Source organism: Acinetobacter sp. Res13-Abat-PEC15-P4-01 (assembly GCF_015676285.1).
Lineage (GTDB): Bacteria > Pseudomonadota > Gammaproteobacteria > Pseudomonadales > Moraxellaceae > Acinetobacter > Acinetobacter nematophilus.
Window position 1 is genome coordinate 22,585 of sequence record NZ_JADAIN010000031.1, and the last position, 20,142, is coordinate 42,726.

Annotated in this window: 17 protein-coding genes; 9 read left to right on the plus strand and 8 right to left on the minus strand. The window is 40.2% G+C overall.

The window, feature by feature from the left end:
* Nucleotides 1–2: 2 nt before the first annotated feature.
* Nucleotides 3–1,616, plus strand: coding sequence for a hypothetical protein (locus IMO47_RS11465; protein WP_196075106.1), 1,614 nt, complete (start codon nucleotides 3–5; stop codon nucleotides 1,614–1,616).
* Nucleotides 1,603–2,313, plus strand: a complete 711-nt coding sequence (locus tag IMO47_RS11470; protein ID WP_196075107.1) for a hypothetical protein — start codon at nucleotides 1,603–1,605, stop codon at nucleotides 2,311–2,313. The genes IMO47_RS11465 and IMO47_RS11470 overlap by 14 nt, the downstream gene beginning before the upstream one ends.
* A 47-nt stretch (nucleotides 2,314–2,360) precedes the next feature.
* On the opposite strand, the gene IMO47_RS11475 is transcribed toward IMO47_RS11470, so the two are convergent.
* The 3 genes from IMO47_RS11475 to IMO47_RS11485 form a co-directional block, all read right to left on the minus strand.
* Nucleotides 2,361–3,665: a solute carrier family 23 protein gene (locus tag IMO47_RS11475; protein WP_196075108.1), complete on the minus strand. Its 1,305-nt coding sequence runs from the start codon at nucleotides 3,663–3,665 to the stop codon at nucleotides 2,361–2,363.
* A gap of 335 nt (nucleotides 3,666–4,000) precedes the next feature.
* Nucleotides 4,001–6,691 carry a phosphoenolpyruvate carboxylase gene (ppc, locus tag IMO47_RS11480; RefSeq protein ID WP_196075109.1) on the minus strand — a complete coding sequence of 897 codons (2,691 nt, stop codon included), beginning with the start codon at nucleotides 6,689–6,691 and terminating at the stop codon, nucleotides 4,001–4,003.
* A gap of 206 nt (nucleotides 6,692–6,897) precedes the next feature.
* Nucleotides 6,898–7,515 carry a TetR/AcrR family transcriptional regulator gene (locus IMO47_RS11485; RefSeq protein ID WP_196075110.1) on the minus strand — a complete coding sequence of 206 codons (618 nt, stop codon included), beginning with the start codon at nucleotides 7,513–7,515 and terminating at the stop codon, nucleotides 6,898–6,900.
* Nucleotides 7,516–7,851: 336 nt separating this feature from the next.
* Between IMO47_RS11485 and IMO47_RS11490 the strand changes: the two genes are divergently transcribed.
* The 4 genes from IMO47_RS11490 (at nucleotide 7,852) to dnaJ (ending at nucleotide 13,821) form a co-directional block, all read left to right on the plus strand.
* Nucleotides 7,852–8,952, plus strand: coding sequence for an efflux RND transporter periplasmic adaptor subunit (locus IMO47_RS11490; RefSeq protein WP_196075111.1), 1,101 nt, complete (start codon nucleotides 7,852–7,854; stop codon nucleotides 8,950–8,952).
* A gap of 2 nt (nucleotides 8,953–8,954) precedes the next feature.
* Complete coding sequence (locus IMO47_RS11495) at nucleotides 8,955–12,101, plus strand: efflux RND transporter permease subunit (RefSeq protein WP_196075112.1); 3,147 nt, start codon at nucleotides 8,955–8,957, stop codon at nucleotides 12,099–12,101.
* A 136-nt stretch (nucleotides 12,102–12,237) separates the two neighbouring features.
* Nucleotides 12,238–12,615 (plus strand): hypothetical protein, encoded by a 378-nt coding sequence (locus IMO47_RS11500; protein ID WP_196075165.1) that lies wholly within the window; start codon nucleotides 12,238–12,240, stop codon nucleotides 12,613–12,615.
* Between the two features lie 93 nt (nucleotides 12,616–12,708).
* Complete coding sequence (dnaJ, locus tag IMO47_RS11505) at nucleotides 12,709–13,821, plus strand: molecular chaperone DnaJ (RefSeq protein ID WP_196075113.1); 1,113 nt, start codon at nucleotides 12,709–12,711, stop codon at nucleotides 13,819–13,821.
* A gap of 60 nt (nucleotides 13,822–13,881) precedes the next feature.
* On the opposite strand, the gene IMO47_RS11510 is transcribed toward dnaJ, so the two are convergent.
* Both IMO47_RS11510 and IMO47_RS19645 read right to left on the minus strand, forming a co-directional pair.
* Nucleotides 13,882–14,088, minus strand: coding sequence for a hypothetical protein (locus tag IMO47_RS11510; RefSeq protein WP_196075114.1), 207 nt, complete (start codon nucleotides 14,086–14,088; stop codon nucleotides 13,882–13,884).
* A gap of 271 nt (nucleotides 14,089–14,359) precedes the next feature.
* Nucleotides 14,360–14,686, minus strand: coding sequence for a hypothetical protein (locus IMO47_RS19645; protein WP_227552159.1), 327 nt, complete (start codon nucleotides 14,684–14,686; stop codon nucleotides 14,360–14,362).
* 155 nt (nucleotides 14,687–14,841) lie between these two features.
* On the opposite strand from IMO47_RS19645, the gene dapB reads away from it, so the two are divergent.
* Together dapB and IMO47_RS11525 are read left to right on the plus strand one after the other, a co-directional pair.
* Nucleotides 14,842–15,663 carry a 4-hydroxy-tetrahydrodipicolinate reductase gene (dapB, locus tag IMO47_RS11520; RefSeq protein WP_196075115.1) on the plus strand — a complete coding sequence of 274 codons (822 nt, stop codon included), beginning with the start codon at nucleotides 14,842–14,844 and terminating at the stop codon, nucleotides 15,661–15,663.
* A 50-nt stretch (nucleotides 15,664–15,713) separates the two neighbouring features.
* The gene (locus IMO47_RS11525) at nucleotides 15,714–16,364 is read left to right on the plus strand and encodes an START domain-containing protein (protein ID WP_196075116.1); all 651 of its coding nucleotides are present in this window, start codon (nucleotides 15,714–15,716) and stop codon (nucleotides 16,362–16,364) included.
* A 106-nt stretch (nucleotides 16,365–16,470) separates the two neighbouring features.
* Here the strand turns inward: IMO47_RS11525 and IMO47_RS11530 are convergent, their stop codons facing one another.
* Nucleotides 16,471–17,643, minus strand: coding sequence for an MFS transporter (locus IMO47_RS11530; protein ID WP_196075117.1), 1,173 nt, complete (start codon nucleotides 17,641–17,643; stop codon nucleotides 16,471–16,473).
* 225 nt (nucleotides 17,644–17,868) lie between these two features.
* A complete protein-coding gene (gene dkgB, locus IMO47_RS11535; protein ID WP_196075118.1) occupies nucleotides 17,869–18,681 on the minus strand; it encodes a 2,5-didehydrogluconate reductase DkgB in 813 nt (270 codons plus the stop codon).
* Nucleotides 18,682–18,803: 122 nt separating this feature from the next.
* Between dkgB and IMO47_RS11540 the strand changes: the two genes are divergently transcribed.
* Entirely contained in the window at nucleotides 18,804–19,694 is an 891-nt protein-coding gene (locus IMO47_RS11540; RefSeq protein ID WP_196075119.1) for a LysR family transcriptional regulator, read from the plus strand.
* Here the strand turns inward: IMO47_RS11540 and IMO47_RS11545 are convergent.
* On the minus strand, nucleotides 19,654–20,061 hold the full coding sequence (locus IMO47_RS11545) for a hypothetical protein (RefSeq protein WP_196075120.1): 408 nt from the start codon (nucleotides 20,059–20,061) through the stop codon (nucleotides 19,654–19,656). The two genes, IMO47_RS11540 and IMO47_RS11545, sit on opposite strands and share 41 nt — an antisense overlap.
* Between the last annotated feature and the right edge of the window lie 81 nt (nucleotides 20,062–20,142).

Consider the following 20,142-nt stretch of genomic DNA (forward strand, 5'->3'; position numbering starts at 1 on the left):
TAATGTCAGCACTTAATACTATTACTGCAAAATTTTTTGATAGTTCGGGAAGATATGTAGTAAATTTGGAAGTCAAGTCTAGATATTCAGGTTCATCTAAAGAAAATTCAAATAAAACAAATAGTCGCGGGCTTTTTGTATTTCAAGCGTCTTATAATAGGACTGTAGAAATTCTTGCAAAACCTCCAAATCAGCAGGGATATACAGTTTTTAAAACTATAAACTCATCATTAGGCTCCTCTGAAGATAACCCTATTATAGTTAAATTACCGAAGACAATAGATTATTATAAAAATATAAATAATAATTCTCCTAGCAAAGGAATTGTGAGCACCTTATTTAAAGTAGTGGACAGCAATGGACGAGTCATGATTAATTTTCCAATTCAGTCTAGACCGAAAGGAAAAAGTAATTCACCAGATAAATATACTAATAATCAAGGTATAGTAGAAGTTTTGTCATCTTCTAATCGAGATATTGAAGTTTTAGCACTTAATTCGAGAGATCAATTTGAACTCAAATTTTCAGGAAATTCAGGAAATGGAACAAAACAGCCAATATTGATTAAACTAAATGAACAATATGATAATTTTAAGGGTATGACTTTAATAAAGATACTGGATAAATCAGGTCAACATTACGCAGTCAATGATGTAGATGTTGAAATGATTTTTAATAATAATCAAAAAAAGAATCTTAAAGTTAAAAATGGACAATTGAAATTAAGTAATTGGGTTGGTCAAAAAATTAAATTAACTATTTTCAAACCAGATGGAAAGCCATTAGATTCAGTGGACTTCATGGTAAGAAGAGTAAAAGAAGAGTTTATTGATTTACAATTAAATGTAGATGTTCTAAATGGAAGAACAGCAGTAAATGAGCCGAATATTACTAGACGTATAGAGGACAGCGTTTCTGGGGAAATTATTTCATTAAGTTTTTTTAAGGAAGTATATGGAACAAAGAAGTTATTTTGGCGCAATGAAATGAACGGAAAACCAACTCAGAATACAACTCCAGAACAATTTCTACCTGCTTTGAATAAAGGATTATTAAAGTATAAGATGACTGAAAAACTAATGCTCTGTCATTTTCTTGCTCAAATCTATCATGAGTGTGATCACTTCAATACATTGATCGAATATGCAAGTGGAAAAGACTATGATATCTCTAATTTTCCACCAACTGCATGTAATGTTCCAAAAAGTCGCGCATGTAGAAGGCGTAAGCAAATAATAGCAGAGGGAAATACTGCACCTGGTGATGGACCTAAATATAAAGGACGAGGACTAATACAACTTACATGGAAAAGTGCTTATATTAAATACAAAAATTATTCTGGACTTGATGTAGTTACTAATTCAGATCTATTGTGTAATGATCTTCTTCACGCTGTTGAAAGTGCAGTATGGGCCTTTAATGAGTTTAAGAATGCAGATAGTTTAGTTCGTAATGGTTATAGTGATTTAAATGGCTCCTATACTGATTCACATCATTTGGGGGTTGTAGATAAAGTAAGCAGAAGAATTAATGGTGGTATTAATGGTTTAGCTGAAAGAAAAAGTTTATTTTTAAAAATATTGAGAGAGGTTGAGAAGCGAAATGGGTTTAAGTAAGAAATTTTTATTTTTAATATTAGTATTTTATTCCATAGTTTCTTCTGCTAATGATAGCTTGTTAAAAGAAAGCCATAAAATTTATTTTAAACATGGAAATTCTAAAATTTTTTTATTTAATGATGATGACTTTTGTTTTGATAAAGATGCATTTTCGATTGAAAATTTAACAAATGATGGAAAAAAATATCTATTTGTAAATTATACCGATGATTGTAATCCAAGTGGTAAGTACCAAATATTTGATATATCAAAAAATAAAGCAGAAAAATTTTATTTAAGCCCATTATATGATCCCACAGTAGATAGTAATAAAAAGCAAATTATTGAAAATTTTAAAGTTGGTGCTATAACTTATACACGAATATATGCTCTGAAAAATGGAAAATATGATTTATTGGAAGAGATAAAAACATTAGGTAATGGTGTGAATTTGAGTGTGTTTTATTCGAATAGTATACCGATATATTCTTTAAAAAATGATTCAAACCAAATAATAAAAAATACAAAAATAAGCTCACAAAAAGCCTTTCTGTTTAATGAGTCACTAAAAAAAACAAAGGCTTATTTAATACAAGGAGATAATGTTGATGTTGTGAAAATAATTAAAAAAAATGATTTATTTTATTTAAATATTATTTTTCACGGAAAATCTAAAAGTATCCAAGGCTACATTAAATTATCTGATATTTTATAAACATAACGAGGCTACCTGTAAGGCAGCCTCGAAATGTCTTCAATGAATTATTCTGATTTATCGTTTAAACTAAAGAACCAGTTGAGAATCAGTGCCGCAAACGTTGCAGTACCAATACCACCCAGATTGAAATCACCAAATTGAAGGGCAAAGTCACCTGTACCTAAAATAATCGTCACAGCAGCAACCATCAGATTTTTATTTTTAGAAAAGTCGACTTTATTTTCAATCCAGATTTTTGCACCCGCAATGGTGATTAAACCAAAAACCACAATCGAAGCACCGGTTAAAATCGCAGTTGGGATAGTATGGATAATTGCACCAAACTTTGGTGAAAAGCCCAAGAAAATGGCAAAGACACCCGCAATCACAAAAATAATCGTTGAATAAACACGGGTGACTGCCATCACACCGATATTCTCACCGTATGTGGTCATACCAGGAGCACCAACACCACCTGAAAGCGTTGTTGCGATACCATCAGCAACAAACGCTTTACCAATGTGTGGATCTAAATTTTCTCCAGTCATGGCACTGACTGCTTTAATATGACCTAAGTTCTCTGCAACAAGAATCAATGCGATTGGCGCAATGATCAACATCGCATTGACATCAAAAACTGGTGAATGGAATGTCGGTGTGCCAAACCAGGCCGCTTCTTGGATCGGGGTAAAATTAATCGGAGAACCGTTACCCATCACATTGGCAACAATGAAATAGATCAAATAAGCCAACAATAAACCCACCAATAACAGTAAACGTTGCAGCAATCCTTTGGTGAATACCGCAATCGAACCCATACAAAGTACAGTCACCAATGCCATCCACATATTAAAGTTATTACCTGCAACACCTTTTACTGTAACGGGCGCAAGGTTTAGACCGATAATCATGACCACAGCACCTGTAACGACAGGAGGCATCAGCTTTTCTATCCATTTGGTACCTGTTGCCATCACAATCAAACCAAAGATTGCATACAACACCCCGCACGCCATAATACCACCTGCTGCATGGGCAATATTTACATTGGGTGTGCCTGTGCCTGAAGCAGCATATCCCGTTGCCGCGATCACTACACCAATAAAGGCAAAGCTTGACCCCAAGTAACTTGGAACACGACCACCCGTCACGATAAAAAACAGAATCGTACAGATTCCTGACATTAAAATAGCAAGGTTTGGGTCAAAGCCCATCAAGAACGGTGCAAGTACAGTTGCACCAAACATTGCAAAAGCATGCTGAATCCCTAAAACGATGCTTTGTGCAGGAGGTAAATACTCATTGGTACCGACAGGTCTTGCATCAATGCTGCCAGAATACGGACGCCATTTGGGAAACCAGTTGGACATAAATTGAGCGCTCGAAAGACAAATTGGACACATGATACGCTTTCTTTTCGAGAGTTTTAATCATTTTAGTCAAACTAAACGCTTGCATTTATTAGGAAAAAGTGATGTTTTGTACCATTTGGTCAAATAATTAATTGATGTTAATACGTAAAATCAAAGTATTAAAAAAATTTAGTTTCAAAAGGAAGAAAAAATGAGATGTTTTTTGATTGATTAAAAAAAGTGATTGATCGTTTAAAATATTTGAATCAGTTGGCACTTTTATAAAAACTCAAGAGAATGTCAAATGACATTCTCTTGAACGGGAAATAAAAAGTGACCAGACGTTGAGTGGATTAACCGGTATTCCGCAAACCTGCCGCAATACCGGCAATACTCACCATCAGCGCATGATCTACTGGCGTATGTTCAGCTTGACGTTCAGCCAAATAAGCACGGCGTCGTTTCATCAGTTCAGCTTGCAGTAAGTGTAACGGCAACAAATACGGTTTACGTACTTTCATGGCTTGATCAAGCACTTCGTTGGAACTTAGAAGTTCTGACTCACCTTTCATTGCTAACAGCGTTTGTACAGCATCGTGGAGACGTTGACGTAATTCAGCACCAAGCACTTTTAAATCGTCATCATCAGTTAAATGCGATTCATAATAGAGGGCAATATTTGAGTCTGCTTTGGACAGCACCATTTCCAGCATATCAATTAAGGTTTGGAAATAAGGCCATTCCGCCAGCATTTCATCCAGAACAGCTTTCTGACCTTGATCAATCACTTGGTTGATGGCTGCTCCCGTACCCAACCAAGCAGGAAGCATCAAACGAATTTGTGTCCATGCAAAAACCCAAGGAATGGCGCGTAAGGATTCAATTCCACCACTGACTTTACGTTTCGCTGGACGTGAGCCAAGCGGTAACATTTGCAACTCAAGTTCAGGTGTAACGGTACGTAAATATTTTACAAAATGAGGATTTTCCCGAACGGTCTGGCGATACACCTGAACCGATAAGTCGGTCATATTGTGCATCAAATCTCGCCATGCCTGCTTTGGCACAGGGGGCGGTAACAAGGTTGCTTCCAATGTCGCAGCCGCATAAATTTCTAAATTCTGTAAAGCGATTTCTTCCAAACCGAATTTAAAGCGGATCATTTCACCTTGTTCAGTCACTCGGATTGCACCTGAAATTGAGCCAGGTGGTTGGGAAAATAGCGCCTGTTGAGTGGGTGCACCACCACGACTGATGGAGCCGCCACGACCGTGGAACAGGGTCAATTGTACGCCGTGTTGTTTTGCAATTGCAGTCAACTCTTCTTGCGCACGATACTGTGCCCAATTTGCCGACATAAAGCCTGCATCTTTGGCAGAGTCAGAGTAACCAATCATGACCTCATGTTTGCCTTGGATATGCTGTTTATACCAATGCATATTGAACAAGGTCGTCATGGTATTTGCGGCACCATCCAAATCCTTCAAGGTTTCAAATAATGGTACTACACGTAGAGGGTGTTCGATTCCTGCTTCTTTTTGTAGTAACAGTACCGCCAACACATCACTTGGATATTCCGCCATTGAAATGATGTAAGCACCCAAACTTTCTTTGGGCTGCTCTGCCAAAGTACGCATGGTTGCAAAGACTTCTTGAACATCAGGATGTTCAATCAGGCTATTGGCAGGTTCATTTAAATGTTTTGGTAAAAGTGGGCGCTTGCTTTGTAATTCTTGCAATAAGAAGTTTTGACGGGCTTGTTCAGTCCATGTCTCAAAATTGCCCAAACCAAGATATTCGGTAATCGCAGAGATGGCTTGACGGTGACGGCCTGATTCTTGACGAATATCCAGCTTCAATAACTCAATTCCAAAGCAATTGACACGATAGATAAAGTCGAGCAATTTGCCGTTGGCAATTTCTGGCAAATTACATGCCATGAGTGAGCGGTAACAAAGCAACAGTGGCTGTAATAATTCATCTTTATGGCGAATGATTAAACTGCGGTCAACATCTGAGTGCTGACCACGCAATTTGTCCGCCAACCATTGACGAGTGGCTTTTAAACGTTCACGGGTTGCACGTAAATATTCACGATAAGGTTCTGGATGGCTATAGCCTAAAGCTTGATGCAATTCGTTGGAATACGCCTCAATTGAAAGCTCCCAACGCAAATCTTCTATATCACGAACATATAAATCAGCAGCTTTCCAGCGAGATAACCACAAAACTTCTTGGGTAATGTTATGGGTAACATTTGGGTTTCCATCACGGTCACCCCCCATCCATGATGCAAAACGAATCGGTGAAATATCCAAAGGTAAGGCTTGGGCACAGTTATCTTGAACAAGATCGTCCAACTCACGGATAAATTTGGGTACCGCATTCCACAGCGTTTGTTCAATGGTGGTGAAGCCCCATTTGGCTTCATCAATAGGGGTTGGACGATGTTGACGAATCTCATCCGTTTGCCATGCTGAGCAAATCAATTGTTTTAAATCAGTCAGCACTTCAGCACGTTGTTTTGGTGTAAGTTTTTGCTGATCAAATGTTGAAAGACAGTGATTAATCCCATCATATTTTTGAATTAAAGTACGGCGACTGACCTCTGTTGGATGTGCGGTGAGGACCAATTCAATTTTTAATTCACAGATTTGCTTATAAAGGGTTTCAGTCGAAATTTGCTGATCTTTAAACTTGGTAAATAAATGATCTAAAACATTCGGTGATGGTGCATTTTCATCACATTCACTTTGGCGACGGCTACGCACCACATGATATTGTTCTGCAATATTGGCAAAATTCAGAAAGTGTGAGAATGCACGGGTCAGAGGCAGAATTTCATCATCTTTTAAATTTAAAAATAATTGTTCAAGTTGTTTTTCTGCTTCAATTTGACCATCACGGGCGCCTTTGCCTAAGGCACGAATCTGTTCAATTTGATTAAACAAATCTTGTCCTGCATGTTCCTTTAAGGTTTCACCTAAAAGATTTCCGAGCAAGCGTACATCTTCACGCAGTGGAGCATCAATTTGTTGAACCATTTGTCACTCTCCAATTCTTGTTATCTTGAATATAACGTGATTCCATCACAATCCAAGGGACTCCCTACAAAAGTATGTAAGTGACTGTGCAAGAAGTCGACTTTGATTTGTTTTTCATTGAGTTGTATTCGGGGTAATTTGCGTATTACAGCTTCGAGTATGCCTGAAACAGCAATTGCACATTATTTAGTTTTTTAATAGCACTCTCATGGCTTATATTTCAGCATAAATAAATCAATACTTTCTTTGATGATTTGCTGTTTTTCTTGCGCTGTTGGAGTTGGACGAATTCCTAGTAGGACCTCGTGATGCCGAACACCGAGCAATAAAGACAAAATCAAATTGATCTGTTTGTCGATTTGGTCTGCCTGAATAAATTGCAGGGTGGTGGCTTGTTGAAAAAAGTCTTGCCATACCGAACACATTCTCTGATGGGACGAATTATAAAATTGCAGCGCCAATGGATTCTTTTCTGCGGCAAGTTCCAATAATAAATGTTCCAGTTTAATGGCTTCGGGTAAATTGATGACACTCATCGCCAGTTCGCAGGCCTGAAAAAAATGTGCATAAAAATCACTATCAGCATTGAGGCGTAATGGGCGGGCATTAATCGATTCTTCGCAGGTTTCTTCAATGGCGCAGCTAAATAAAGTTTCTTTATCTTGAAAATGGTTATATACGGTCAGTTTGGTCACACCTGCTTCTTTGGCAATCTGGTTCATACTGGAACCGTGATAGCCGAGCTTTAGAAACAGTTTTTTTGCTGCTTCTACAATGTGTTTACGTTTTTCTAAGTCCTTTGGACGGCCAACTGTTGTTTGCACAATAATTCCCAAAAAAACAAAATTAGGTCAATTACTCAAAACATGATTCACAATTATTGTACCATGCAGTATATTAATTAAAAAATGAGCAACGAAAAGGTATTTTGATACTTCATCAATGGCTTGCGTTATTGGCTAAAAATAAATCGGCAGACTACGAATCAAGAAAATAGAGACTATTTTCAAAATTCTTAACGCGCACTGAGATAATTTTAGCGAAAACTTGAGAAAGAACAAAGTGTGGTTTTGTTTGCTGTATACAGATGAATGATCAATAAATCTTGAATTCTCATTGTATTTTCCAAAAAAGAAAGCATTTGAATAAGAGCCTTGCCTATGCGTAGACTAAATTTAATGATCATAAGCCTATTGGGATTGTGGAGTATCATCATGGTGGGGTGTAGTAAACCAGTCCCCGAAGTGGAACAGGTTCCCTTGGTAATGGTTGCCCAACCATTGACTTCCCAAGAAGATCAGAAAAGCTATGCAGGCGATGTGCAGGCGCGTCAACAAACTGCATTGGCGTTTCGAGTTGGCGGGCAGATCACTGCACGCTATGTCGATGTTGGTGATCGGGTCAAGGTCGGACAGGTTTTGGCAAAGCTTGATGTCAAAGATGCTGAATTACAGTTGAACTCAGCAAGAGCACAACTTGAAAGTGCTCAATCTGCTGCCAAAGTTGCAGCGGATGAATTTAAACGCTTCCAACAGTTGTTACCGATCAATGCAGTCAGCCGTTCACAATACGATGCTATCAAAAATCAGTATGACGCAGCGCAGGCAAGTCTTAAACAAGCACAATCAAACTATGATGTGAGTGCCAACCAAACGGGTTATAACCAGCTGATTGCCAATAAAAATGGAGTGATTACGCAACGTAATATTGAAATTGGGCAAGTGGTTTCGGCTGGTCAAGCAGCTTATCAACTGGCAATTGATGGTGATCGTGAAGTCGTTATCGGCGTTCCTGAACAGGCAATTTCTGAAATTAAAGTGGGTCAAAGTGCATGGATTACCTTGTGGTCAAAACCTCAGGATAAATTTGCAGCTTATGTCCGTGAGATTTCGCCTGCCGCTGATCAGTCACGTACTTTTACCGTCAAAGTGGCTTTAAAAGAAGGGCAATCAGCCATTCAATTGGGTCAAAGTGCACGGGTGTTTTTCAATCAAAATATTCAAAACAGCTTGAGTGTTCCGCTCACCAGTGTTTCAGCCAATAACAATCAGGCTTATATCTGGGTGGTCAATCCTGATCAGACCATTCGTAGGGTTTCAGTAACCTTAGGTCGTTATGGGCGTGACAATGTCACGGTATTAAGTGGTTTGAATGCTGGACAATGGGTCGTGGTTGGCGGTGTTCACTTACTCCGTGACAAGCAAAAAATTAAACCGATAGATCGTGAAAATCGTGCCGTAACTATCCAAAAAGGGGCATGATCATGAGTCTATTTAACTCCTTTAATTTGTCCGAATGGGCACTTAAAAATAAAGGCTTAGTACTTTATTTTATGATTTTGCTGGGAATTGTCGGGTTATTTTCTTATTCCAAACTGTCTCAAAGTGAAGATCCACCTTTTACCTTTAAAGTTATGGTGGTACAAACTTATTGGCCGGGTGCAACGGCACAGGAAGTGTCTTTGCAAATCACCGACAAGGTTGAAAAGGAGCTCATGAGCACAGGGCTGTATGACAAGATCATGGCATACTCTCGTCCCGGTGAGTCTATGGTCATGTTTATGGCAAAGGACTCTTTGAAGTCCAGTCAAATTCCGGATGTTTGGTACCAAGTACGTAAAAAAGTCGGTGACATCAAAACCCAGTTACCTGCTGGTGTTCAAGGTCCATTCTTTAATGATGAGTTTGGCGACACATTTGGAAATATTTATGTTTTGACAGGCAAAGACTTCGACTATGCCACGCTTAAAGAGTATGCCGATCGATTACAGCTTCGCTTACAGCGAGTCAAAGATGTCAGCAAAGTCAATTTGGTTGGCTTACAAGATCAAAAGATCTGGATTGAACTTTCAAATACCAAAGCGGTGCAGATGGGTGTCCCGGTTACGGCAATCCAAGAAGCTTTGGCAAAACAAAATAGTGTTACCAGTGCAGGATTTTTCGAAACCGGCACCGACCGTATTCAGATTCGTGTCAGTGGGGCTTTAAAGAGTGTTGACGACCTGAAAAAGATGCCATTGTTGGTGGGAAATAAAACCATTCAACTGGGCGATGTAGCTGAGGTTTATCGGGGGTTTAGCGAGCCGGCACAGCCCCGTATGCGTTTTATGGGCGAAAATGGTATTGGTCTTGCTGTGTCCATGCGTAAAGGTGGTGACATCATTGCCTTGGGTAAAAATCTGGAAACCGAATTCCAGACGCTACAGAAAACTTTACCTTTAGGCATGGAACTGAAAAAAGTTTCAGATCAGCCTGTTGCAGTACAGCGTAGTATTCATGAATTCGTGAAAGTTCTTGCTGAGGCCGTGATCATTGTCTTATTGGTGAGTTTCTTCTCTTTGGGTTTCCGAACCGGATTGGTGGTCGCCTTTTCGATCCCATTGGTGCTCGCCATGACCTTTGCAGGGATGAACTTGTTTGATGTTGGTCTGCATAAAATTTCTTTAGGGGCACTGATTTTAGCCCTCGGACTATTGGTTGATGATGCCATTATCGCCGTCGAAATGATGGCGATCAAAATGGAGCAAGGTTATAGTCGGATGAAAGCCGCAGGCTTTGCATGGACCAGTACGGCATTTCCAATGCTGACAGGGACATTGATTACGGCAGCAGGCTTCTTACCGATTGCGACAGCTGCATCAAGTACAGGTGAATATACACGCTCGATTTTCCAGGTGGTGACCATTGCTTTAGTTGTTTCATGGTTTGCCGCGGTCATTTTTGTACCTTATTTAGGCGATAAATTACTGCCTGATTTTAGTAAAGAAGCCCAAAAAGCACCGTGGTATCAGCGTCTTTATGCAAGATTGCGTAAACAGCCAGAACCGCAACCTGTGATTCATCATGTGGGTGAGCATTTTGATCCCTATCAATCGAAATTTTATCAAGGCTTTAGAAAGTTGGTGAACTGGTGTGTGACTTATCGTAAAACCGTCATTTCCATTACCGTCGGTGTATTTGTACTGTCGGTGATAATGTTTAAGTTTGTTCCACAGCAGTTCTTTCCACCTTCAAATCGCGCAGAAATTCTGGTTGATTTAAAATTAGAAGAAGGGGCTTCACTGACAGCAACCGAAAATGCTGTGAAAAAAGTCGAAGCTTTTTTATCCAAACAGAAAGGCATCGATAATTATGTCGCTTATGTTGGTACAGGCTCTCCCCGTTTTTACTTGCCACTTGATCAACAAATGCCACAGGCCAGTTTTGCACAGTTTGTGGTGCTGGCATCATCATTGGATGATCGGGATGAAATTCGTAAATCCTTAGACACTCAAATTCGCCAATTATTGCCACAGGTGCGGACAAGGGTGTCTCTGTTGGAAAATGGTCCTCCAGTCGGTTACCCCTTGCAGTATCGTGTATCTGGTGAAGACGTTGCTGTTGTACGTCAGGAAGCACAGAAAGTTGCTCAACTGCTGAGTGAGAATCCGAATACAGGCAATGTGCATTTGGATTGGGGAGAGCAAAGTAAAATCATTTCTTTAGTGATCGACCAAGATCGTGCGCGTCAAATGGGCGTAAGTTCTGAAGATTTGGCGAATTTCTTAAACAGTTCGATTTCAGGCGCGATCATCAATCAGTATCGTGAAAAACGTGAATTGATTGATGTACGTATCCGTGGAGATCAGGCTGAACGGATTAATGTGGAAGCATTGTCAAGTTTGGCTGTACCGACCAGCAAAGGCACCACTGTACCTTTGGCACAGATCGCCACACTACAGTATAAGTTTGAAGATGGTTTGATTTGGCATCGCAATCGTTTACCCACCATTACCGTACGTGCAGATATTCGAACGAAATTACAGCCGGCTACCGTTGTGAATGAAATGGCGGAAAAAATGGATCAACTTCGAGCAACTTTACCAAGTGGCTATTTGGTTGAAGTGGGTGGAACAGTGGAGGAATCTGCCAAAGGACAGACGTCTGTGAATGCAGGTATGCCCCTATTTCTGGCAGTGGTATTTACGCTTTTGATGATTCAGTTGAAAAGTATTTCACGTTCTTTCATTGTGTTTTTGACCGCGCCGTTGGGTTTGATTGGTGTGGTTTTATTCCTGCTGTTATTTAATAAACCGTTCGGCTTTGTGGCAATGCTCGGTACGATTGCACTGTCAGGCATGATTATGCGGAACTCTTTAATTCTGATCGATCAGATTGAGCAGGATATTCGGGCTGGACATAATCAATGGGATGCAATTCTGGACGCAACGGTACGCCGTTTCCGTCCAATTATTCTTACCGCCTTGGCCGCTGTTTTGGCGATGATACCGTTGTCGCGTAGTATTTTCTTTGGTCCGATGGCTGTTGCGATTATGGGTGGATTAATTATCGCTACACTTTTGACCTTATTTTTCTTACCTGCGCTATATGCGACTTGGTTTAAGATTAAAAAAACTACAGAAAATACATAATTTGTTGTGAATATTAGGTGCGAAAAATTGAAAACTTCAATATAGTAGCACTTAATCTTTAACAGAAAATAACATAGGAAATTTCATTGCATAATAAGTCAATCAGTATGCGATGAATTTGAGGTCAAAAACACCCATGGGGCAAACAAATCCAGAACAGCATCGTAAGTTCATTACGAGCTCTTATTTGTTTATGTTTCTTGCATTATTTACGGTGATTACAGCAGTGCTCGCATATTGGTTAGCGCGCAAGGTAGCAGTAGCAAATGATGCAGAGGTATGGATACATGCACAAGCATTGTGGATTATGCGCAATGCTGTCATTTTTTTGATTCTAGCGGCTTTTGCTGCATTGTGGTTTATTCCTTTAATGTTTTTCTATTGGGATAGCTTTATCTGGGTGAAGGCATGCACGGTGGCAGGTGTGGTGTTTAGTGCGATAGCATGGCTATATTTACTCAATATTTGGTTTAAGGGTTTTACAAAATATTTACAGAAAAAAGCAGTTTTTTAAAAAAAACTAGATTTCAAACTTGTAAAAAATAACATCGCCCCCAATTTACTCTGCATAGAAGTATTATCAAATTTTTGTGGAGCATCGCCAATCATGGCTAAACGTGATTATTATGAGGTTTTAGGTATTGCTAAAACCGCTAGTGATGATGAAATTAAAAAAGCCTACCGTAAGTTGGCGATGAAGTATCATCCAGATCGCAACCCTGACAATTCCGAAGCTGAAGAAAAGTTTAAAGAGTGTGCGGAAGCCTATGAAGTGCTTTCGGACAGTGAAAAACGTAGCATGTATGACCGTATGGGTCACAATGCCTTTGAAGGTGGTATGGGCGGCGGCGGCTTCGGCGGTGGATTCAGTGCCGAAGATATTTTCAGCCAGTTTGGTGATATTTTCGGTGGTGCTTTTGGCGGTGGCGGTCGTGGTCAACAACGTGCACGTCGTGGCTCAGACCTGCGTTATGTCATGGAATTAACGCTTGAAGAAGCAGTGAAAGGCGTGAAAAAAACCATTACTTTCACGGCACCAGCACCGTGCGATGCCTGTGACGGCAAAGGTTCAAAAAATCCGAATGATGTGGAAACGTGTAAGACTTGTCATGGTGCAGGTCAGGTACGTATGCAACAGGGGTTTTTCTCAGTCCAACAGACTTGCAGCACTTGTCGTGGGCAAGGAAAAATCATTAAAAACCCTTGTAACAAGTGTCATGGTTCTGGAGTTTCAGATCGTCAACAAACGCTTGAAGTTACCATCCCTGCAGGTGTAGATAACGGTGATCGTGTACGCCTGACAGGTAAAGGCGAAGCAATCCGTGATGGCCAGTCTGGCGACTTATACGTTGAAGTGGTTGTGCGTGAACATGACATCTTCCAACGTGACGGGGCAGACTTGTATATGGATGTTCCTGTGAGCATTGCTGATGCTGCCTTGGGTAAGGAACTTGAGATTCCAACTTTAGATGGTCGTGTTAGTTTGAAAGTGCCAGAAGGTACGCAAACTGGCAAAATGTTCCGTTTACGCGGTAAAGGGGTAAAACCTGTGCGCAGTAGCATGCAAGGTGATTTACTCTGCCGTATTGTAGTAGAAACACCTGTGAATTTGACCAGTCGCCAACGTGAGTTGTTGAAAGAACTTCAAGCAACAATGGAAAGCGATGACAATAAATCTTCGCCGAAGAAAAAATCTTTCTTTGACCGATTATTTGATTAAGTTTAATTCAGTCATAAAAGCATTAAAAAATGGAGCAACATTGAGCTGTTGCTCCATTTTTTATTTTGTGGTTTGGTTCGATTGTGAAAGATCAAATTCATGATCATCTGGGGCAGCATCGATTGAATTGTCATCTTGTGGAAGAATTACTGCTGGAGTGGATGAAGGGATTGTCTGAGCTTCAGTGGGTGTTGAAGACTCTTGTGCCCAACTGAATGAAACCGCTGTTGTGATCATCAGTCCGAAAATTATGGTTTTAATTTGCATGATATGTCCTTGGGTTGAGCTATTCTTTGTAAGATTTCCGAGATTTTTAATACTTATCTATTTAGCTTAAATTTTATTTAAAATGGTTTTGTTTTTTGATTTGAGTTTCTAAATATTCTATAAAAATTGAAAAATAAGAATGGCTAGCTGCGACCATGAGTGGAATTTTTGTTTTGATGATTTCATATTGATGCTTTTGTAAATGAGTCAAGCAGTTTTAACATTAGAGGATACGCCCCCCATACCCTCTAATGATAACAACAAACCAGAACTACTCAAGAATTGGAGCATCGATGTCTTCAACACGAACTTCTGTTGGTGTTTCTGCAGGCGCAGTTGTGTTGCCTTGAGTTACTGCTTTTTCTTCTACAAGCGCAGAGGTTGACGCTGGTACAGATTCAGCCCAAACATTGGTCATCATTATTGCGAGCACAAGTACAAAAGCCATTTTATTCGAATGCATATTGGTCTCCTTATCATCCATATTATTTTCATTCGTGGCAGTAGTCTGCGGTGCGATTCTTGCATTTTGATGAAAATCGCTTGAGCAACGCTGTAAATGTTTCAAAGTTTTATCAATATCTTTTTTAATATTCATCTATTTCTTCGTTGAGTCAATTTACGATCCATCACACAGTCAGATTTTGAAGTAATTAAAAAGTTCAAGGTATTTTTTTAAATGGAATCGTCGTCTTGGAACTGAGTTTTGTTATAGTAGAGCCAAATTTTCAAATTCAGATTTAGGAAGATCGTATGTCAGCAGCTCCACGTATTGGTATTTTAGGTGCAGGCGGTCGTATGGGCCGTACATTGATTCAAGCGGTACAACAAGCGGGTTATCAACTTGCGGCAGCTGTTGAGCGTCCAGAAAGTACGTTGATTGGTGCAGATGCAGGAGAACTTGCTGGCATTGGCGCTGTGGGTGTTAAAGTGGTAGGCAGTTTGGAAGAAATCTTAAAAGACGTTGATGTCGTGATTGATTTTACTGCACCTGTGGCTACAGAGAGCCATCTAAAGTTATGTCGTGGAGCGGGTGTTGCAATGGTGATTGGAACAACAGGTTTTTCAGATGAGCAAAAGACCTTGTTGAATCAATCTGCGGCAGAGACGCCAATTGTGTATGCTGCAAACTACTCAGTAGGTGTCAATGTTTCCATTAAATTGCTTGAGCTGGCTGCAAAAGTATTTGGTGATACAGTGGATATCGAGATTATCGAAGCTCACCATCGTCATAAAGTAGATGCACCATCAGGAACGGCTTTGATGATGGGTGAAGCGGTTGCGGAAACCTTAGGTCGTGATTTGAAGAAAGTGGCGGTTTATGGTCGTGAAGGTCACACAGGTCCACGTGAGCGCGAAACCATTGGTTTTGAAACCATTCGTGGCGGTGATATTGTCGGTGAGCATACTGTGATGTTCATTGGTGAGGGTGAGCGTGTCGAAGTGACGCACAAAGCAACCAATCGCATGAATTTTGCGGCAGGTGCTGTACGTGCAGCAGCATGGGTTGTCGGAAAAGAAGCAAAAAAATACGATATGAAGGACGTTTTAGGCTTAAATGATATTCAAGCTTAAAACATGTTGCGCTAGAATTATAACAATGAGTTAAATTTTGAACATAAAAAATGAAAAAAACAGTGATGTTACTGAGTTGTGTAGTCAGTGCTTTTAGCCTGACTGCACAAGCTGCTTTACCGAACAATGCTAAATTGAGTCTGAACAAAAACAACATTAAGGTTTGGACGTATAAAGATATCAATAATCCTGTTCTGTCCTATAAAGCCGAAACCACACTGGATGTACCTATTGAGCGCGCTGTTGCTTTAGTATTGGATGTCAATAACTCATCTAAGTGGGTGCCGAATGTTGCTAAAGCTGAAGTGTTATCTCGGGATGATAAAAAGGGTGAGTTCAGTATTTATATGGTTTTAGACTTTCCTTTTCCTTTAAAAGATCGTGACATGGTGGTGAAAGGAACGATGTCTAAAGACAGCAATGGCACGATTTATATTAAAAACGCTGCGGTCCAACAAGGTAAAGCGCTGAACTCAGATTACGTGCGACTAAAAGATTATGCGGGGGATTGGACTTTCCAAAAATTGGGCCCGAATAAAGTGAAAGTAATCACCTCTGGACATGCCAATCCTGAAGGTTCAATTCCAGCAAGCGTGACCAATCTGCTGGTTGAGCAACAGCCTTATCAAATGTTGCAAAAGATGAAAATTGAACTGGCGAAGAATACCAAGCTTGCTGCATTACCTGAAATTTTAAAATGATCAGCTATAGGGTAGACGAGTCAGTTTTCTGCAGTTTTGATTCCCTGCATCATATGATGATGCAGGGGGGATAATAAACTTATTCAGTCACAGAGGATTGGGTGCTTTAAAATGAGCTGAGTTGATGAACGGGTTCTTTTGTTATTTTGATCTGGATAAAGACCAAAACCAATCCCAATGCGGTAAGTACAGCACCTGCAATCGAAACAGCTGAATAGTTCATACCCATACTGAGGACTGCTCCACCAACGGTTGCTCCTAAAGCATTGCCTAAGTTAAATGCCCCAATATTTACCGAAGATGCCAGTCCGGGTGCTTCATGTGCAACAGACATGACGCGCATTTGTAATGGAGGTACCACGGCAAAGGCTGCAGTTCCCCAAACGATGAGCGCCAATGCTGCTCCAAGCGGTGTTTGTGCCAAGATTGGAAACAGTAACATGGACAGCATTAATAGCACTAAAAAGCCTGTCAGTGTTTTATTCAGTGATTGATCTGCAAATTTCCCACCGAGATGATTTCCAATAGAGAAACCGATGCCAATTAATACCAGCATCAGGGTGATATACATTGGGCTGGCATGGGTGATACTTTGCAAGCTCGGTGCAATATAGGTGTAGAGCGTAAACATAGCACCTGCACTCATCACTGTGGTTAACAAGGCAAAAATAACAGGCAAGCGAGTTAATACTTTCAGTTCGGCTTTTAGATTGGGACGCTGCCTCGTGGTATCTACAGGTAGGGCTTTCCATAAAGCCAACATGGTCATGATACCCAAGATCGCTATGGCGGCAAAGGACATACGCCAACCGATATTTTGCCCAACCCAAGTAGCTAAAGGTACTCCACCAATATTGGCAATGGTAAGTCCCATAAACATCATGGCGACAGCGCTGGCCTGTTTGTCTTTAGCGACAACACTGGTGGCAACAATCGAGCCAATCCCAAAAAATACACCATGATTTAGACTGGTCAGAATTCGCGCGCCCATCAGTCCCCAATAATTAGGCGCAATTGCCGCAAGAATGTTTCCCACTGTGAAAATACTCATGGCTAAAATCAGTGCTTTACGCCGTGAAAAATGTCCAAACCATAAGGTCATGATCGGAGCACCAATCATCACACCCAAGGCATAAGCCGTGATCAGCATCCCCGCGGTGGGAATTGAGATATTCAGGTTTTCTGCAATTTGAGGAAGAAAACCCATTGGGGAGAATTCAGTTGTTCCGATTGCAAAAGCACCGATGGCTAAAGCAAACAGAGGAAAATTTAATTTCATGAAAGATCTCAAATATGCCGAAGATTGAAAAATGACGAAGTACAGCCGTGCGATCTGCAGATCTATAGCAGCAACACAATTCTTGGATGCTGATGCTCAACACAAGGTTTTGAATTTGGATTTTGATGCAGTCAAACAAACATCAATGCTTCACAAAATAGAACTTTGCAAAGCAATTGATGTTGTTTCATCGAGCAAAAATAATCATTTCAACTGAGCACCAATTTAAACATCCCACTTCGGTGCTAGGTTTTCAGGATCAACTTCACGACCATTGCGTTCTAATTGTGCAATCATCTGCATTTCTTCAGCAGAAAGTCGAATCTCTTGCGCTTTTAAGTTTGCGATTAAGTTTTCTCGCTTGGTTGATGATGGGATGACTGCAAAACCTTGTTGCAATGCCCATGCCAATGCAATTTGTGCTGTAGAAGCTTGATGTTGCTGGGCAATTTCAGCCAATACAGGATCGTTTAAAACTTTACCGTAAGCCAAAGTCATATATGAGGTCACATCAATATGCCGAGATTCTAAGAAATCTACCAATTTTGAGTTTTGCAAATAAGGACTCAGTTCAATTTGGTTGGTCGCAATATGTTCAAGTCCCACAGCATCAATTGCCTGCTGTGACAAGTCAATATTGAAGTTTGAAATCCCAATATGTTCAGTCAAGCCAAGTTTCTTGGCTTCCAAAAGATTGTGCATCATGTCTGCAACAGAAATACCTAAACTGGGTGCAGGCCAATGGATTAACGTTAAATTAACAGCATCTGTGCGTAGTTTGCACAGGCTTTCTTTCAGGCTTGGAATGAGTTTGTCTGCTTGATAATTGTCTGTCCATATCTTTGTGGTGATAAATAAATCATCACGAGGAATATGGCTTTCAGCAATTGCCTGACCCACTTCGGCTTCATTGCCATAGATTTGTGCTGTATCTACAGCACGGTAACCGACATCTAGCGCATTTTTGACTGAATCAATCACGGTTTGACCTGTTAAGCGAAAAGTACCTACACCAAATTGAGGAACGATGTGTGTCATGAGGGACTCACTGTGTTTTCTGAGATTAGCGCTATTTTGCTCCTTTAATTGTTGCGGAAAAATACAGGAATATGCAAAATATTATTGACTATAAATCAACAATAAAGTGTGCGGTTATTACGATGAAATCTACACTTGAGGAATTACAGGCCTTTATCAATATTGTGGATAGTGGTTCGATCGTTGCAGCTGCAACACATCTTGAACAAACCACTTCTGGCGTGAGTCGGGCTTTGCAACGGCTTGAATCTAAACTTAATGTCACGCTATTGGAGCGCACCACAAGGAAGCTTAAGTTAACTCAGGAAGGTCAATTATTTTTAGAAAAAGCCCGAAAAATTGTACATGACCTGAATGAAGCTGAAGATGCTTTACTGAAGTCGGACAGTGACACTTCTGGCTTGATTCGTGTCGATTCGGCTACTCCTTTTGTATTGCATGTGATTGCACCCTTAATGCAGGAGTTTTCTCAGCTTTATCCAGAAATTGAAATTGAATTAAACAGCAATGATCAAATTATTGATTTATTGGAACATAAAACGGATGTGGCAATACGTTTTGGAGAATTAAATGACTCCAGCCTACATGCAAGATTGCTGTGTAAAAGTCGTTTATACATTGTTGCCAGCCCTGAGTATTTAGCACGAAATGGTTATCCTGAAACCCCACAGGATATCCTCAACCATGTTCAAATTGGATTTAGTAAGGTAAATCATCTGAATACCTGGCCCATCCGTGTAAATGGTGAAAAATTGACAGTACAACCTAAAATCAAAGCATCTAGCGGTGAAACAGTACGTCAGCTTTGTCTTCGTGGGCATGGCATAGCCAGACTTTCAGCATTTGAGGTACTTAAAGATCTCAGAGAGGGAAGGTTGATCGCTCTATTTGAAGATCAAATAGAAATTTACGAGCAACACATCCATGCAGTTTATTATCAACAAGAACATTTGCCTAAACGTGTACGTTTATTTATTGAGTTTTTAGCGCAAAAGCTGTCAAGGTTTCGATAGTCTTTTGTGGGGGTAAATCTAGACTCAATATTGGGGCATTATTGGGCTGTTGCGGTGTCACCAAATGAATTTCGAAATGCTCTGCAGAGGTTTGCTGGCATTGGAATTCCAAATTTTTCTGTACAGGCATATTAATTTTGACAGTTTGATCACCACTGGCACGGTAATGATAGTGTCTGACAGCTACACTTTCATGTAGCGTAGGGTATAAGTGATCAAGTTGATAGTTTCCCAAACGCTGTGTTTTTAAAAAGCCTTCAATCAAAGATTTACATACAAAATGTTGCTGCTGGGCAACTTTATTGACTTGTTGAGGCTGACAGGCGCTGAGTACCAAAGCAAGGCTGACAAGAGCGATGATTCTCATTATTTTCTCCTTTCAAATCAATTATGTTTTAAAAACTGGCTGTAAAAGAAGCATAGATCTGTTAGATTTACAGGTACAGAT

What these genes read in the sequence shown, in the direction of transcription:
- IMO47_RS11495 (WP_196075112.1), top strand. Translation starts at nt 8,955, where the DNA reads ATGAGTCTATTTAACTCCTTTAATTTGTCCGAATGGGCACTTAAAAAT.
- IMO47_RS11465 (WP_196075106.1), top strand. Translation starts at nt 3, where the DNA reads ATGTCAGCACTTAATACTATTACTGCAAAATTTTTTGATAGTTCGGGA.
- IMO47_RS11490 (WP_196075111.1), top strand. Translation starts at nt 7,852, where the DNA reads ATGCGTAGACTAAATTTAATGATCATAAGCCTATTGGGATTGTGGAGT.
- IMO47_RS11470 (WP_196075107.1), top strand. Translation starts at nt 1,603, where the DNA reads ATGGGTTTAAGTAAGAAATTTTTATTTTTAATATTAGTATTTTATTCC.
- ppc (WP_196075109.1), bottom strand. Translation starts at nt 6,691, where the DNA reads ATGGTTCAACAAATTGATGCTCCACTGCGTGAAGATGTACGCTTGCTC.
- IMO47_RS11530 (WP_196075117.1), bottom strand. Translation starts at nt 17,643, where the DNA reads ATGAAATTAAATTTTCCTCTGTTTGCTTTAGCCATCGGTGCTTTTGCA.
- IMO47_RS19645 (WP_227552159.1), bottom strand. Translation starts at nt 14,686, where the DNA reads ATGAATATTAAAAAAGATATTGATAAAACTTTGAAACATTTACAGCGT.
- IMO47_RS11525 (WP_196075116.1), top strand. Translation starts at nt 15,714, where the DNA reads ATGAAAAAAACAGTGATGTTACTGAGTTGTGTAGTCAGTGCTTTTAGC.
- IMO47_RS11500 (WP_196075165.1), top strand. Translation starts at nt 12,238, where the DNA reads ATGGGGCAAACAAATCCAGAACAGCATCGTAAGTTCATTACGAGCTCT.
- dapB (WP_196075115.1), top strand. Translation starts at nt 14,842, where the DNA reads ATGTCAGCAGCTCCACGTATTGGTATTTTAGGTGCAGGCGGTCGTATG.
- IMO47_RS11510 (WP_196075114.1), bottom strand. Translation starts at nt 14,088, where the DNA reads ATGCAAATTAAAACCATAATTTTCGGACTGATGATCACAACAGCGGTT.
- IMO47_RS11475 (WP_196075108.1), bottom strand. Translation starts at nt 3,665, where the DNA reads ATGTCCAACTGGTTTCCCAAATGGCGTCCGTATTCTGGCAGCATTGAT.
- dnaJ (WP_196075113.1), top strand. Translation starts at nt 12,709, where the DNA reads ATGGCTAAACGTGATTATTATGAGGTTTTAGGTATTGCTAAAACCGCT.
- dkgB (WP_196075118.1), bottom strand. Translation starts at nt 18,681, where the DNA reads ATGACACACATCGTTCCTCAATTTGGTGTAGGTACTTTTCGCTTAACA.
- IMO47_RS11545 (WP_196075120.1), bottom strand. Translation starts at nt 20,061, where the DNA reads ATGAGAATCATCGCTCTTGTCAGCCTTGCTTTGGTACTCAGCGCCTGT.
- IMO47_RS11540 (WP_196075119.1), top strand. Translation starts at nt 18,804, where the DNA reads ATGAAATCTACACTTGAGGAATTACAGGCCTTTATCAATATTGTGGAT.